Annotated in this window: 13 protein-coding genes; 4 read left to right on the top strand and 9 right to left on the bottom strand. The window is 64.9% G+C overall.

The features are described from left to right. Window positions 1–91 precede the first annotated feature (91 nt). Window positions 92–2,191 (top strand): CARDB domain-containing protein, encoded by a 2,100-nt coding sequence (locus LDB05_RS14810; RefSeq protein ID WP_226004761.1) that lies wholly within the window; start codon window positions 92–94, stop codon window positions 2,189–2,191. A gap of 81 nt (window positions 2,192–2,272) precedes the next feature. On the opposite strand, the gene LDB05_RS14805 is transcribed toward LDB05_RS14810, so the two are convergent. The 3 genes from LDB05_RS14805 to LDB05_RS14795 form a co-directional block, all read right to left on the bottom strand. Further along, complete coding sequence (locus LDB05_RS14805) at window positions 2,273–2,812, bottom strand: heme NO-binding domain-containing protein (protein ID WP_226004760.1); 540 nt, start codon at window positions 2,810–2,812, stop codon at window positions 2,273–2,275. Window positions 2,813–2,934: 122 nt separating this feature from the next. Further along, complete coding sequence (locus LDB05_RS14800; protein WP_226004759.1) at window positions 2,935–3,792, bottom strand: ribose-phosphate diphosphokinase; 858 nt, start codon at window positions 3,790–3,792, stop codon at window positions 2,935–2,937. A 155-nt stretch (window positions 3,793–3,947) separates the two neighbouring features. Then, window positions 3,948–4,814, bottom strand: a complete 867-nt coding sequence (locus LDB05_RS14795) for an HVO_0234 family beta-propeller protein (RefSeq protein ID WP_226004758.1) — start codon at window positions 4,812–4,814, stop codon at window positions 3,948–3,950. Between the two features lie 103 nt (window positions 4,815–4,917). Here LDB05_RS14795 and glmM point away from each other — a divergent pair, with 103 nt between their 5' ends. After that, window positions 4,918–6,294: a phosphoglucosamine mutase gene (gene glmM, locus LDB05_RS14790; protein WP_226004757.1), complete on the top strand. Its 1,377-nt coding sequence runs from the start codon at window positions 4,918–4,920 to the stop codon at window positions 6,292–6,294. Window positions 6,295–7,214: 920 nt separating this feature from the next. Here glmM and LDB05_RS14785 read toward each other — a convergent pair. From LDB05_RS14785 to LDB05_RS14770, 4 genes are all read right to left on the bottom strand, one after another. After that, window positions 7,215–7,610: a universal stress protein gene (locus LDB05_RS14785; RefSeq protein ID WP_226004756.1), complete on the bottom strand. Its 396-nt coding sequence runs from the start codon at window positions 7,608–7,610 to the stop codon at window positions 7,215–7,217. Window positions 7,611–7,684: 74 nt separating this feature from the next. Further along, window positions 7,685–8,866 carry a DUF7118 family protein gene (locus LDB05_RS14780; RefSeq protein ID WP_226004755.1) on the bottom strand — a complete coding sequence of 394 codons (1,182 nt, stop codon included), beginning with the start codon at window positions 8,864–8,866 and terminating at the stop codon, window positions 7,685–7,687. Between the two features lies 1 nt (window position 8,867). After that, window positions 8,868–9,236 (bottom strand): phosphoribosyl-AMP cyclohydrolase, encoded by a 369-nt coding sequence (gene hisI / locus LDB05_RS14775; protein WP_226004754.1) that lies wholly within the window; start codon window positions 9,234–9,236, stop codon window positions 8,868–8,870. 575 nt (window positions 9,237–9,811) lie between these two features. Further along, window positions 9,812–10,678 (bottom strand): hypothetical protein, encoded by an 867-nt coding sequence (locus tag LDB05_RS14770; RefSeq protein ID WP_226004753.1) that lies wholly within the window; start codon window positions 10,676–10,678, stop codon window positions 9,812–9,814. 78 nt (window positions 10,679–10,756) lie between these two features. On the opposite strand from LDB05_RS14770, the gene LDB05_RS14765 reads away from it, so the two are divergent. Then, window positions 10,757–10,918, top strand: coding sequence for a cupin domain-containing protein (locus LDB05_RS14765; protein WP_226004752.1), 162 nt, complete (start codon window positions 10,757–10,759; stop codon window positions 10,916–10,918). A gap of 170 nt (window positions 10,919–11,088) precedes the next feature. On the opposite strand, the gene LDB05_RS14760 is transcribed toward LDB05_RS14765, so the two are convergent. Together LDB05_RS14760 and serA are read right to left on the bottom strand one after the other, a co-directional pair. Then, complete coding sequence (locus tag LDB05_RS14760; RefSeq protein WP_226004751.1) at window positions 11,089–11,547, bottom strand: hypothetical protein; 459 nt, start codon at window positions 11,545–11,547, stop codon at window positions 11,089–11,091. Between the two features lie 145 nt (window positions 11,548–11,692). Continuing rightward, entirely contained in the window at window positions 11,693–13,279 is a 1,587-nt protein-coding gene (gene serA, locus LDB05_RS14755) for a phosphoglycerate dehydrogenase (protein WP_226004750.1), read from the bottom strand. Window positions 13,280–13,560: 281 nt separating this feature from the next. Here serA and LDB05_RS14750 point away from each other — a divergent pair, with 281 nt between their 5' ends. Then, window positions 13,561–14,016 (top strand): universal stress protein, encoded by a 456-nt coding sequence (locus tag LDB05_RS14750; protein WP_226004749.1) that lies wholly within the window; start codon window positions 13,561–13,563, stop codon window positions 14,014–14,016. The last annotated feature ends 26 nt before the right edge of the window (window positions 14,017–14,042 follow it).

Below are 14,042 nucleotides of genomic sequence, written 5' to 3'. Positions count from 1 at the left end.
ATTCGTTTCGCTCCGTCCGCGCTTGTTTCAGCGAGACGTGATAGTAGCGCTGCCACAAACGTCTTGGCCGCTGACTTACCAGCTATGAGTAGTGAACTCTCGGGTCGCCGTCCTCGCGTTCGTCGTCTTGCTCGTCGGAAGTCTGCCAGCTGGCGTCGGTGCGATCGAGCCGGCACAGGCGACTGCGTCGCCAGTCACTGCCGACTCGAGCGCCGTTCCCGAGGCGAGTGAGTCGCTCGCGTCGGTCGGGACGAGTGCCGGATCGGCGGCGACCAGCGGCTCCGAGGACGTCGTTCTTCGGGAGACGGTCCTTCGACATCGGCCGGACGACCCCGACGTGTTCGAGGCGGAACTGACGGTCCACGTGCCCGATTCGGTGACGGAACTCGAGATCGAACTCGAACGGGATGCGACCGTCGAGTCGATGACCGGATTCGAGCGGACCGGCGATCGGACGTTCGAATGGACCGAGGACACCGACGCGCCGACGATTCGGTACACGATGCCGGCCGATCGACGGGGTGGCGGCACCCAGCGAGCGGTGGATTCGTCGAGCGACGGCTACACGTTCATCGATACCGGCGAGTGGGGTATCGTGCCGGTCCCCGACGTGGGGATCTCGGTGCGAGGAACCGAGTCGGTCGGCCTCGACCGGTCGGCGCGCGTCGACGGACCGGGGGCGACCGGCGGCGACATCGCCTTCTTCGGCGAGGTGACGGAACACGAACGAGCCGTCGACGGCGGACGGATCAGACTGGTCGTTCCCGAGGCCGCGGACCTCGAGGAATCGCCGGAGGCGATCCTCGATGCCCTCGCGGACGCTCGCGAGCGACTCGACGTGGGATCGCGGCGGGACGAGGTCTTCATGGTCGCAGTGCCGAGCGATATCGACTGGGGGTCGAAGCGTGGCATCCAGTACGGAGCGTCGGACGCGTGGGTCGTCGACGACGCCACGCTCGACGAGCCGAACCCGGTGTGGCTCCACGAGTACATCCACGTTCGGCAGCGGTTTTCCGGCAGGAGCGACAACACCGCCTCCGAGACGAAGTGGGTCGTCGAGGGACAGGCCGACTACTACGCGGGCCTGCTCGCCCTCGAGAGCGGCCGTACCGATTTCAACGACTTCAGCGGCCTCCTCGAGCGGGGTGAGCGATCGTCCTACGCCGACGCAGTGCTCTCCGATCCTTCGACGTGGGACGATTCGAACACCCCGTACACGAAAGGGGCGCTCGCCTACGGCGAGATCGACCGCCAGCTCCGGCTCGCGACGGGCGGCGATCGCACGCTCGAGGACGTGTTCCGGACGCTGAACGCCCAGGACGGGACGGTGACCGAGGCGGACTTCCTGGGTTCGATCGAGGACAACGGCGGTGCGAAGGTCCGTCACGTGGCCGAACAGTACACGCAAACGGAGTCGACGCCGGAGATGTGGAGCCGGAGCCAACACCGGACTGCCTTCGATCAGGAGGTCGCCGCTTTCGAGTACGGACTGGGGTCCGATCCGATCGAGGTCGGGAAACAGGAGTGGCCGCGCTGGACGGCCGCGGAGACCGGCGGTACCGACGGAGATCCTGACGTCATCGCGGTCCCGGCCGGCGAATCGGTGACGATTCCGAGCACTGTCACGAACGCCGGCGATCGCGAGGGAACCTACGACGCGACCCTGGAGGTCGACGGACGGGTGGTCGACCACCGGCGGGGGACCCTCCCACCGGGCGAGGAGACGAGTCACGCCCTCTCGTGGACGCCGTCCGATCCCGGCGAGTACGATATTCGCGTCGGCTCGGATCGGCTCACGGTGGTCGTCCGTTCGTCCGCGAGCGTGACCGTCACCGACCTGCAGGTCGCGCCCGACAGTATCGGAGCCGGCGAACCGGTAACGGCGACCGCGACGGTCGAAGCCGCCGATGATCGGCCGGCGGCGGCCGTCCTCGAGTTCCGGACGGTGGACGGCACCGTCGCCAACCGTTCGGTGGCGCTCCGGCCCGGCGAGACGACGACGGTCGATGCCGAACTCCGGTTCGACGAGGACGGCCGGTACGAGGTGGCCGTCGGCGACCGGACCGCGGTCGTCAGCGTCGGCGGCGGCCCGGCCGCGGAGATCGACGAAGTACCCGGATTCGGTATTCCGGCTGCACTCGTCGCCTTCGTGACGGCGCTCGCAGTCACACTGCTCGCTCGGCGCCGCTGACGGTCACGGGCTCCGACACGTCTTTCGGTCGGCTACCTGGTGCATTACACAGAAATCGACGGCGACGGTCGTTTCGCCGGCTTACTCGAGGTCGACGCGGAACTCACAGCGCTCGGCACCGTCGTCGGCGCAGGCCGTTTTCGTGACGGGTGCGTCGCCGTCGAACGCGGCGATCACGCCTTCGAGGACCCCGTGGGCCAGCCCGCAATACTGCTGGTCGCGGTGGGTGTCGTACGTGACGACCGCGTGATCGGACTCCAGCGTACAGGATATCGCCGGAAGCGACGTCTCCTCGGTCGCGCTATCGATGTCGTCGTAAACGTCCTCGAGTCCGCCGAGGAGCTCGTCGACGTCCCAGTCGCCGCGGACGTGGGCACTGAACGTCGAGAGTAGTTCGGGAGCGAGCGTCTTGCCGAAATCCCGTTCGATCGCGCGTCTGTCTTGGGTCGCCATCGTCGAGAGCGTCTCGAGGATCGCGTCGATCTCCGCGTCGTCGTAGTGGGAGACGGGGAGGTACAGTTTCGGCTCGAGGTCGGATCGCTCGACGATCGTATCCCAGGTGCCGTCGTCGGTTCGGTCGACGACGTACTCCTTGAGGGTCTTGTGGACGATTCCGTGCATCTGGTCGATTAGTCCGTTTCCGCAATCGCTCCGATTCCGATTCGCGTTCGTCGCGGCCGAGACCGTCTCGTGCCACGCGCTACCAACTAAACACGATGTCTGGCCACTACTTAATCGTTTAGTTACAGGTTTGTTGCGAGCGTCGGGGCGACTGAAATCGTCTCGACACCGCGCTCGATGGTGTCGGTGCCGTAGATCGCCTCGACGCCGGCCCGCGAGAGCTTCGTGACGGCGTCGCGCGCGAGCAGCGGATGGACGCAGGTGACGAAGACGCGGCCGACGTCTCGCTCCTGCAACACGGCGACCGCTTCGCTCATGGTGGATCCCGTCGCGATGATGTCGTCGACGACGACCACGTCGCGGCCGGCGACGTCGACGTCGCTGGGCGAGATCTCTACCTCAGTACCGGAGTGGCGCGTTTTTTCGAAGTAGTCGGTCTCGCCCGCGCCGTAGGTGTCCCGGACCGTTTCCGCGAGCTCGACGGCACCCGCGTCGGGAGAGAGGAAGACCGGATCCGCGAGGTCGTCGGGGAGCGGCTCGGCCAGTCGACCCGCGGCGTCGACCGCGGTCGCGGTCGGCTCGAAGAACTCGCAGACCGCACGCTCGTGGGGATTGACCGTCACCACGCGGTCCGCGCCCGTCGAAATCGCGCGTGCGATCGCCCGCGCGGAAACGGGATGTCCCGGTTCGAACGCGGCGTCCTGTCGGCCGTATCCCATGTAGGGCAAGACGGTGACGACTTCCCCGACGCCGGCCTCCCGGACGGCGTCCTGTAACTGGAGTACCTCGAGGTGGGCGTCGCTCGAGAGCGTCGACGCGACGATCACCGCTCGATCCGGCTCGGCCTCGGCCACGCCGGGGACGGCTGCCAGCAGTTCGCCGTCGGGGAATCGGTCGTACTCGACCGCAGCGAGCGGTTCCGCGAGTTCGCGTGCGAGCGCTGCGGCGAGCGTCTGCGACGTGGATCCGCTAACGATCATAGTCGGTGGGACAGCCCGGGGGGTAAACCAGTTTTCGTTCTCGAACCGAGAAACCGGCCGCTCCACGTCCGGTAGTACCGTCCGCAAAAGCCCTTCGTAGCTTCACCTTGTGACCAGAAGCACTTAAACGAGTGCTCGGGTCCGGGCACGCAGCATCAGCGGTCGGCCGCGTAGAGCGGCACGGCGAGGCCCGTTACGTCGGTGACGCCGAGCGCTCGTTTTCGCCACGTCCCGTCCGTCGCCGTCCGGAACACGCCGCCGACCGTGATGGCGTACACCGTTTCGCCGTAGCCGAAGCCGACGATCCGGTCGCTCGAGCGCCCGCTCTCGTGCCACTCGTCGTCAGTCGCGGCGTACTCGTAGAAGACCCGGTCCGCGACCGCGTGTGCGCGCTCGAGCTGGCCGGGTTCCGAACGCGGATCCGCCGCGACGACGTCGAACGACCCCTCGCGGATCTCCATCCAGCCGTTGCCGAGCTTGTAGAGTCCGTCGGCGGTGGCGGCGAGCGGGACGCCGGCGGCCGAGACGTCCCGGACGTCCGTCAGCCCGGCGTGGTCGAGCCCGCCGTCGTGAACGCGGTAGACGCCGTTGTCGGTCCCGACGAGATCGCCGTCGATCGCTCGCACCGGTCCACCGACCTCGTCCTCGAGCGTCGTCCACTCGTCGGCGCCGGCCGGTCGAGACGCCACGCGGCCGTCCGGGCCGGCCGCGATCAGCTCGCCGCCGTCGTAGCCGACCGCGACCGCCGGGCCGAAGTCCGTCTCGACGAACGTCTCGTCGGTCCGTTCGTCGGCGTCGGCTCCGTCCTCGAGTTCGAGTAGCCGAACGTCCTCGTCGGTCGCGACGGCGACGCCGTCGCGGGTCGCCGCAATGTCTCGCGCGTCACACCGCTCGCAGAGGCCGAATTCGCCGACGGAATCGCCGGCCACGCGGACGCGGACGATGCCGATTCCGCTCGCGATGTAGGCGGTGATCGCCCCGCCGCGATCGCCGTAGACGCGTTTCTCTTCGATCGAGTCCATACGGGACCGTCGCGGGGACGGGCCGAAAACGTTCCGTCCGCGGCGGCTGTGGTCGAATCGGTTTGCGGAATCCCTTTGAGGAGGCCGGTCAGACTAGCCGGTAATGCAAGTCTTCGGATCGAGTGGGACCCGAGGCGTCGCCAACGAGGAGTTGACGCCCGCGTTCGTCCTGCGCGTCGCGAAAGCGGCGGGGACGACCTGGGGGGACGGCGACGGTGGGGATCGGGTCGCCATCGCCCGCGACACGCGCCATACGGGACGCATGCTGGCCGACGCGGCCGCCAGCGGGCTGGCGAGTACGGGAACCGACGTCGACCGCCTCGGGATCGTCCCCACGCCGGGAGCACAGGCCTACGCCGAACGGGAAGGGGTCCCCGTGATGGTGATCACGGCGTCGCACAACCCGCCGCCGTACAACGGCGTCAAACTCGTCGGGAGCGACGGCGTCGAGCTCGCGGTCGCCGACCTCGAGGCGATCGAGGAGACCCTGCTCGCGGAGTCGTTCACCGTCGCTCCCTGGGACGAGACCGGTCGCGTCCACGAGATCGACGGCGTGGGACGTGAGTACGTCGACGACCTGCTCGCGGCTGCGGATCATGAGACGATCGCCGACGCCGATCTCACCGTCGCGCTCGATCCGGGCCACGGCGCGGGATCGCTGACCAGCCCCGAGTTCTTCCGCGAACTCGGCTGTCGCGTCGTGACGGTCAACGCCCAGCCGGACGGCCACTTCCCCGGCCGCGATCCCGAGCCGATCCCGGACAACCTCACCGATCTCGGCCGGCTCGTCCGGGCCACTGACGCCGACGTCGGCATCGCCCACGACGGCGACGCCGATCGCGCCATCTTCTTCGACGAGCACGGCGAGTACGTCGAGGGCGACGCCACCCTCGCCGCGCTCGCGGCCGCCGAACTCGAGGCCGGCGACACCACCGTCTCCGCGGTCAACGTCTCCCAGCGCCTCGTCGACGTCGTGAACGAGGTCGGGGCCGAACTCGAGCTCACCCCGATTGGCTCGACGAACATCATCACCCGCATCGAGGAACTCGAGGCCAACGGCGAACGGGTGCCGGTCGCGGGCGAGGGCAACGGCGGGATCTTCTTCCCCGACTATCGGCTCTCGCGAGACGGGGCCTTCACGGCCGCGCGCTTCCTCGAGCTAGTGGCCGAACGCCCCGTCAGCGAGATCGTCTCCCCCTACGACGGCTACGTCAACGTCCGACGCAACATCGAGTACGAGTCGACGGCCGAACGCGACGCGATGCTCGACGCCGCGGCCAACCAGGCACAGGCCGCCGACGCGGAACTCAACACTCGAGACGGCTACCGGCTAGACTACGGCGACGCGTGGGTGCTTGCCCGCCCCTCCGGGACCGAACCGCTCGTCCGGATCTACGCCGAGGCCCGCGACGCCGACCGCGCCGAGACGCTCGCCGAGGACATGTACGAGGCGCTGGCCGAGGCGAAGGCCGACGCCTGAGATCGTATCGGCTCGATAATTCGGCGATCGCTCGTATCGAGTAGCGGTGCCGAGGTGCGGTGACGCGCGCTGTGCTCGGTTCGCCGATGGGCGAACCGCGGAACGAATGTGCCCGTGGTCTTCGTGAATAGCGAGGGACCAGCGGTCCCTCGGACCGTTCGCGCGGCAACGCCGCGCGACAACGCAGTGAACGAAGTCGTTCGAGACGGCACCGCCGCCTCGCGATGCCAACGATCTTCCGCTTTCACTCCGCACTCGAGAGATCCCATCGGTACTCGAACTGGCACCAGATAATTATCTGTCACGTTTTCATTAGTTATAAGTAAGGTTGTGATAACGTTCAACTGGAGCAAGTCTCCAAAGGCACGAGCGCAGGGGGCAGCGCACCTAAATGCCCCGGGTGGTCAGGACACCCGAGACTTGCTTCCAAACCCCTACCGAGGGTTTCGGAAGCATGCACACGTACATCCCGCCGAGATATAAACGTCCTGAAAATGAGTGAAATTAACCTCGTCGAGGACCGACAGCACTCGAGCGCACGGACCGCTCGTGCCGTTCCCGGAGGCCGCGATGACCGACGAGGAAGGGGTCAGACCCCAGCAGCAACTACTGAACGGACTGGTGCGATCCGGCGATGGCACCAAGAGACGGCCTCCTCGATCGAAACGGCGTTCGATCGCCTCGAGGCCTCGTTCCTCGACTGCCTCGCCTGCACTGCGGGCGCACCGTCTCGGTTCCCGGTCCGCTCGAGGCGACTGCCTCCCCCTGCGGATGTTCGGTTGTGCACGGGACCCTCGAACCCCGGCGGAGAGCCGACCACTCGATCGCGCTCGGTCGAACCCACCATTCGAGACACACCGCTGCTCGACCACCACAATCGACGACGCCGTCGGGTGGTCGGCCCGCAACCGGGACCGCTCTCACGGCACGATTGTCACCGGAATCCCCGCGCGGCGCGTGACCGCTTCCGCGACGCTCCCGAGCAACATCCGCGAGACGCCGGCTTTTCCCTCGCTCCCCATGACGATCGCGTCGACCCCCACCTCGTCGGCGTACTCGAGGATCGCGTCCGCCACGCCGTCGCCGTCGACGACGGCCGTTTCGATCGAGCGGTCGTATTCGTTGGCGATCGCCCTCACGTCAGCGAAGAACGCGGGTTCGTCGTCCTCCGAGACGATGCTGCCGTAGTCCGCCTCGAGGTCGCCGACCGCGTGGACGACCGACACCTGATCGGCGGGAACCCACTCGAGGGCGTGCTCGAGCGCTGCTCGCGCCGGTTCGGAGTCGTCCATCGGGACGAGAACGCGTCTGGACATACGTCTCCTTCGGGCGGCGACGGCTAAAATCCGGGGTCGCCAGCCGACGCCGAAGTCGGCGGGCAGGGCGACCGTCAGACCGGGTCGTCGACCTCGAGCGCCTCCTCGAGTTGCTCCCGTTCGGTCCGCAGGGCCTCGAGTTCGTCCGCGACGCGGCCGTCGGTCAGCCGTTCGCGTTCGGCGGGGGTGAGCTGTGCGACGGCCTGGGCGGCGGTCTGCAGACGGTCGTAGTCGGACTCCGTCGCGAGCAGGCGGACTTCGCGCAGGGTCGCGACCGCGTCTTCGTCGGCGATCCGAGCGACGAAGGGGCGGTACTCGCGTGCCCGGGTGCGGAGCGCGCCGGCGGGTTCCGGCGGCCAGTCGATCGTCAGCGGCTCGGGGTCGATCCCGTCGAGATACGTCTGCTGGGTCGCCACCGATCGCTTGAGTTCGTCCGCGCTCTCGACGTAGTGGGAGAGCTTCGATCGGGAGTAGTCCGCATACTCGAGCAATTCGGGGATCGTGTACTCGCCGGCCTCGTTATCGCGGACGTACGCCAGCAGTTCGTCGGGCGGCCGTTCGTAGCTCACGAACGGGTACCACCGGCTCCGCTCGAGCAGGGCGAACACCTCGCGGGCGCTGGCCTCGAGCCGATAGTCTCGAAACGCCTCGCGGATCACTTCGTTGTACGTCTCGATCGGCTCCCGGAGGCGGTCGACGGGCGCGTCCAGATCCGCGTTCGCCAGTTCGAGGAGCCGTTCACGCTCGTCGATCTCGTCGTCGATAGTTCGCAGGCGTTTGTTCGCTTCTTTGCGAGCCTCCGCCAGTTCGTCGCGGGCGGCCTCGCGCTCCTCGAGCAGCTCGGCGTACTCGGCGGCCGGCTCGAGCGCCGCCGTGGCCCGCTCGAAATCCGACTCGCTGAGTCGGCGCTTGTCGATCCGCTCGAGCGCCTCCTCGAAGGCCTCGTATTCGGGGATGTCGTCCGACAGCCCCGACACCAGTCCGTCGAATTTCCCCTCGAGTTCGATGTACGCCTGGAAGTTTTCCTTGCCCGTGCCCGTCGCGCGGTCGACGTAATCGTCCAGCAGTGTCGTCGCGTTCCGGTAGGCCGTCGCGACCTCCTCGACGGTCTCCTCGCCGTGGTCCGCGATGCGGGTGTCGACCGTCTCGAGTCGCCGTCGGGCGGCCTCGAGCGACTCGAGTGGCGTCGGTTCGCCGTCGTCGGTCCCGGTACCGGTGTTCGAGCGGGCGTCGGCTGGAGGGACGCGCTCGCTCATCTTACTCGTAGACTGCCTCGGGGTCGAACACCTGTTCGCCGACGGTCTCGCCCTCGATCGTCCGGTGGAAACACGACCGGTGGCCGGTGTGACACGCGCCGCCCTCCTGGTCGACCAGGTAGAGGAGCGTATCGGCGTCGCAGTCCACTCGGACCTCCCGGACTGCCTGCACGTGGCCGCTCGTCGCGCCCTTCTCCCAGAGTTCATCGCGGCTCCGGGAGTAGTAGTGCGCTCGGCCGGTCTCGCGGGTCCGCTCGAGGGCCTCCGGCGAGACGTATGCGAGCATGAGGACCTCGCCGGTGTCGGCGTCCTGTGCCACGGCGGGGACGAGCCCGTCCTCACCGAAGTCGACCGAAACGTCGTCGTCCATACTCGCGATATCGGTCGTCCGAGCGATAGGTCTTTTGCTGATCGCTACACCGACGGTGAACGCTCGCCATCCGGTCCGGATGTGGGTACCGTCAACGTTTATCGTGTGCCGTATAGATAGGTGATAATGATTTTCTGGGTTAACATTGGAATCATATTTACTACGTATGAACAAATCAAATGGCATCAAAACTGAATATTAATACTTTTTTAGATAGGAATCGGCCGAACCTAAAATATTAAACGAATACTCTGCTTGTTTACTCCTCCATTCCGACTGGTGTCGGAACACTCGCCCTTCACCGGTGGGCAAGGTATGCGCTTAGTTCTCTATCCTCCACTTCGAATCGCGTCACGAATTGTCGGCACGAAGGAATATACAAGGACGAGTATCGTAATTAAAAATAGACTGAACGCCTCTGGATCGTTATTGATCACGAGCCCTGCAGTAATAATGGCTAGTGCTAGGCTTGCAATTGCCGTTCGAATCGCTCGTAAATGCGCGTTTCGAGACTTAGAAGTCATAAAACAAAAAATCCCGTTCTGATCTATAACTCTATTCGTTTTAATCCGAAGTCAGAGGTACTCTTCTGGATCAAACGGCTTAGCAATACTCCAATAGGTGTTTCCAGAGAAACTTAGGCTAAGACCTAATCCTCCTTTTCCACCGGAAATAGATTCTATTGACGAGTACGGTGAGCCACCAATCGTGTGTGAGTAAGATCCCCATAGAGTTGATGGCACTTTATCCTCTCGCAAACGATATTTAGCAGTTAGAAAAGCATCACCAGACTCCAAGGAAGCACATACCGCTTCGTCGGCTTCTATTGAAATAGTTCCAGCAGTTGCATCATCTTCTACGTTTTCACTCGTGAAGCGAGCCTCGTGGGGATCATCAATTGTCACGGAGGGTTCGCCAACTTCTGCCCAATCTTCACCGGTGAAGCCAACACCAATCGCATCATCAACCCACCAAGAATTTCTGGTGGTAGTACTACACCCATCTAGGTGCATATGCGGGGTGATATAGACTTCCTCCTCCGATGCCGCGTCACCAGTAATGAGCGAAAATTCGGAGTCACTATCTCTTGGATCTTCAAATGCGTACTCAGCGTGGAATTCGCCATCTTTAGCTCCCTTTTCTACAGTTTCCAACGCGTGCTCGTTCACTTGGAAGTCCTGAGTAGTCTGAACACGTGCATCGATACCTAGATCCTGCATCGCTTCTTTACCACCTTTGGGGCCAGAATCGTCTATACCTCTTGCTACTGCTTTCTGCACCTCTTTGATGGTAGGCTCCTGGGACTTGAATCCAGCAACACTATGAGTAGCACTTACACTTAACGCTGCGGCCGATGTTACTAGTAATTTTCTTCTAGATCTCATCGCGTTCAAATATATAATCACTATCTTTATATATCTATTGGTGATATCTGTATACATCACAGCGAACTACGATGATGTCGATAATCGGAACGGGATGCACTTTCTCCGTGACGAACTGAACTGCGAGAACAGGATGTGACCGTCGTCGAGTGTAAACCTGGCTGGGAAGGCAAGGAAAACGCCTACGAAGAGGTCTACCTGCTGATCGAGAGCGAAGCGACAGTCACCGTTGAAGACGAGTCGGTCGAAATGAACCCGGGCGACGCGATCCGGATCCCCCTGGACGCGACCCACTAGATCATAACGGGGACACCGAGAGTCGGTTCGTCTTGATGGGTGCACCGTGATCGACCCCGGCCCCATGCCGGACGCGTTCCGATCGAGTCGAGGAAATCGTCGTCCTCACCCTCGGAACCGATCGGCGGTCCACCGATCGCCAGCGTCGACTGTCGCGAGCGACTGTCTCATCAGGGCTGTTCGTACTCGACACAGTCGGCCGTCACGACGGTGACCGTCACACTGCGGGCCAGATTGCCGCCCGTTCTGACGTGGTCTTCGGGCAACAAGGGCAGCGACACTGGCCGGTAGGGGTTGGCCTTCATGGCGGCAATGGCGGCGTAGCGGCCGACTTCGCGGTCCCAATCGAAGACGTGGATGCGCTTGTCCGCGCCGCGACCGTACCGGTAGGGGAACGTGTCTGGTTCGGGACCGGGACAGGTCAGCTCGTCGGCTGTGAGGGTGGCCTGAACCGTGCCGTTGGCCCCGAGTAAGAGTCGTGGCTCGTCGGTTGCCGTCCGATCGCGGCCGTCCTCGATCGACGACTCCACACGCCCCGCCTTGAGCGCGGTCGTCGCGGTCGACGACTCTTCCCGCCACTGCGGTTTCGCGTCGGTCCGCACGCAGGCGTACCGCCCGTCGGTCAGCACGATCCGGTCCGGAAGGTAGCTCGGACGCGGGCTGACAGTATCACCTGGGATTCTGGATCGGGCGTTTGGCCCCGCTGTTGAGGCCGCGGATACGAAACTGCACGAAACGAATAAAAGACGGCGTACTGCCGACGCGTTCGACCGCTTAAGCCTGCCCGTTCAGCGTGATGTCGCTGATGCCGATGATTCGCTCGTCGGCCTCGAGTTCCTCCTTGGCCGCGTCGGGGACCTCGCTGTCGACGTTGTAGACGGTCAGGGCCTCGCCGCCGATGGTTTCGCGGGCGTTGAACATGCCGGCGATGTTGACGTCGTGGTCGCCCATCACGGAGCCGATCAGGCCGATGACGCCGGGCTCGTCCGTGTTGCGCGCGATGACCATCCGCCCGTGGGGGATGGCGTCGACGCGGTAGCCGTCGATGCGGACGATGCGCGGGTCGTCGCCGGCGAAGAGGGTGCCGTCGACGGACACCTTGTCGTCGTCGTTGCTGACGGTCACGGAGATCAGGCTCTGAAAGTCCTCGGCCTGTCGGGTCTTGGACTCGGTGACGTCGACGCCGCGGTCCTCGGCGATCTGGGGCGCGTTGACCGCGTTGACCTGCCACTCGAGGGGTTCGAAGACGCCCTTGAGCGCGCTCGCGGTGACGAACTCGACGTCCTCGTCGGCTATCTCGCCCTCGTAGGTGACTTCGATGTTCTCGATGCGACCCTCGAGGAGCTGTGCGGCGACCTTGCCGGCGGTCTCCGCGAGGTCGATGTAGGGCTCGACGCGGGGGAACGCGCTCTCGTCGATCGACGGCGCGTTCAGGGCGTTCGCGACGGGCTCGCCGATCAGGGCGGCGTTGACCTGCGAGGCCGTCGAGGTGGCGACGTTCTCCTGTGCGGCCTCCGTCGAGGCACCGAGGTGGGGCGTGACGATGATGTCGTCGTGCTCGAGCAGCGGCGAGTCGGCCGGGAGCGGCTCCTCGGCGAAGACGTCGATCGCCGCGCCGGCCAGGGTACCGTCCTCGACCTTGGCGGCCAGCGCGTCCTCGTCGACGACGCCCCCGCGGGCGCAGTTGACCAGATAGCCGTCGCCCAGCAGCGATAGTTCGTCCTCGCCGATCAGCCCCTCCGTTTCGGGGGTCAGCGGCGTGTGAACGGTCAGGAAGTCCGCGGCCTCGAGACACGGCTCGAACTCGACGAGTTCGGCACCGATGCGGTCGGCGCGCTCCTCGCTGATGTAGGGGTCGTAGGCGACGATGTCCATGCCCAGCGAGTCGAGCTTCTTTGCGACCTCCTGACCGACACGGCCGAGGCCGACGACGCCCAGGGTCTTGCCGTCGAGTTCCGTCCCGAGGTAGTCGCTCTTCGCCCACTCGCCGTTTTTCAGGCGGATGTGGGCCTGCGGGATGGATCGAGCGGTCGCGAACGTCATCGCGACGGTGTGTTCGGCGGCCGCACGAACGTTCCCTTCGGGAGCGTTGGCGACGATGACGCCGTGATCTTTCGCGGCGTCGATGTCGATGTTGTCGACGCCGATCCCCGCTCGACCGACGATAACCAGATCCTCCGCAGCATCGAGGACGTCCTCGGTGACCTCCGTTCCCGAGCGGACGATCAATCCGTTCGCGTCGGAAACCGCCTCGAGGAGGGCGTCGCCCTCGAGTTCGTAGCCCGTCTCGACTTCGTGCCCGGCGTCTCTGAGTACGTCCAGACCCGCATCCGCGATGGGATCCGTGACGAGAACCTTCATGCGCGAGACAACCGTGCGAAGCACGTAAACCCTTCCGTTGTGGTCGTGCGCGGCAAAAAATACCGCTGTCTGTCGCGATCGGGAGAGCGCTCGGTACGAACGACGCAGACGTGAGCCCCTCCGCTGCCGACGCCACCACAGGGCGTTCCGTACTCGACCATGAACGGTAGCCGATCGGCACCGGGACCTCCCGTCATCGGTAGCAGTGGGGTTGCCGTCTCACTCCCACCGGTCGGGAACCACCGGTCGCCGTTATATGTCTCCGAAACATACTTTTTCGTATGTACGATCGGATCCTACTGCCGACCGACGCGGAGGAGGGGACGGAACTGGCGATCGAACACGCGATCGCCCTCGCGGAACACACCGACGCGGCGCTGGACCTGCTGTACGTCGTCGACAGCGACGTCTACAGCACCTACAGCGGCGACGAATACGTCCACGAGTTCGAGGGACTCGAGGCCGCCCTCGAACAGATCGGCGAGGACGCGCTCGGATCGGCCGCCGAGGCGGCCCGGGCGGCGGGGCTCGAACCGACGACGGTCGTCAGGCACGGGTCGCCACACGAGCAGATCATCGACTACGCCGACGAGGTGGACGCCGATCTGATCGTCATGGGGTCGAAGGAACGACCCGGCGAGTACCGACAGTTGCTCGGTAGCGTCACCGACCGCGTCGCACGACTCGCCTCGCGGCCGGTGACGATCGTCAAGACGCCCGTCGAGGACAGCGAGTGATCAGTCCGGGTTCCTCGAGCGGTTCG

Origin of the sequence: Natrinema salinisoli (assembly GCF_020405205.1) — an archaeon.
GTDB classification, from domain to species: domain Archaea; phylum Halobacteriota; class Halobacteria; order Halobacteriales; family Natrialbaceae; genus Natrinema; species Natrinema salinisoli.
Note: the sequence above shows the minus strand (reverse complement) of the source record. Positions and strands in the feature narration are given on the sequence as shown.

What these genes read in the sequence shown, in the direction of transcription:
- LDB05_RS14805 (WP_226004760.1), bottom strand. Translation starts at nt 2,812, where the DNA reads ATGCACGGAATCGTCCACAAGACCCTCAAGGAGTACGTCGTCGACCGA.
- LDB05_RS14800 (WP_226004759.1), bottom strand. Translation starts at nt 3,792, where the DNA reads ATGATCGTTAGCGGATCCACGTCGCAGACGCTCGCCGCAGCGCTCGCA.
- LDB05_RS14795 (WP_226004758.1), bottom strand. Translation starts at nt 4,814, where the DNA reads ATGGACTCGATCGAAGAGAAACGCGTCTACGGCGATCGCGGCGGGGCG.
- glmM (WP_226004757.1), top strand. Translation starts at nt 4,918, where the DNA reads ATGCAAGTCTTCGGATCGAGTGGGACCCGAGGCGTCGCCAACGAGGAG.
- LDB05_RS14785 (WP_226004756.1), bottom strand. Translation starts at nt 7,610, where the DNA reads ATGTCCAGACGCGTTCTCGTCCCGATGGACGACTCCGAACCGGCGCGA.
- LDB05_RS14780 (WP_226004755.1), bottom strand. Translation starts at nt 8,866, where the DNA reads ATGAGCGAGCGCGTCCCTCCAGCCGACGCCCGCTCGAACACCGGTACC.
- hisI (WP_226004754.1), bottom strand. Translation starts at nt 9,236, where the DNA reads ATGGACGACGACGTTTCGGTCGACTTCGGTGAGGACGGGCTCGTCCCC.
- LDB05_RS14770 (WP_226004753.1), bottom strand. Translation starts at nt 10,678, where the DNA reads ATGTATACAGATATCACCAATAGATATATAAAGATAGTGATTATATAT.
- serA (WP_226004750.1), bottom strand. Translation starts at nt 13,279, where the DNA reads ATGAAGGTTCTCGTCACGGATCCCATCGCGGATGCGGGTCTGGACGTA.
- LDB05_RS14750 (WP_226004749.1), top strand. Translation starts at nt 13,561, where the DNA reads ATGTACGATCGGATCCTACTGCCGACCGACGCGGAGGAGGGGACGGAA.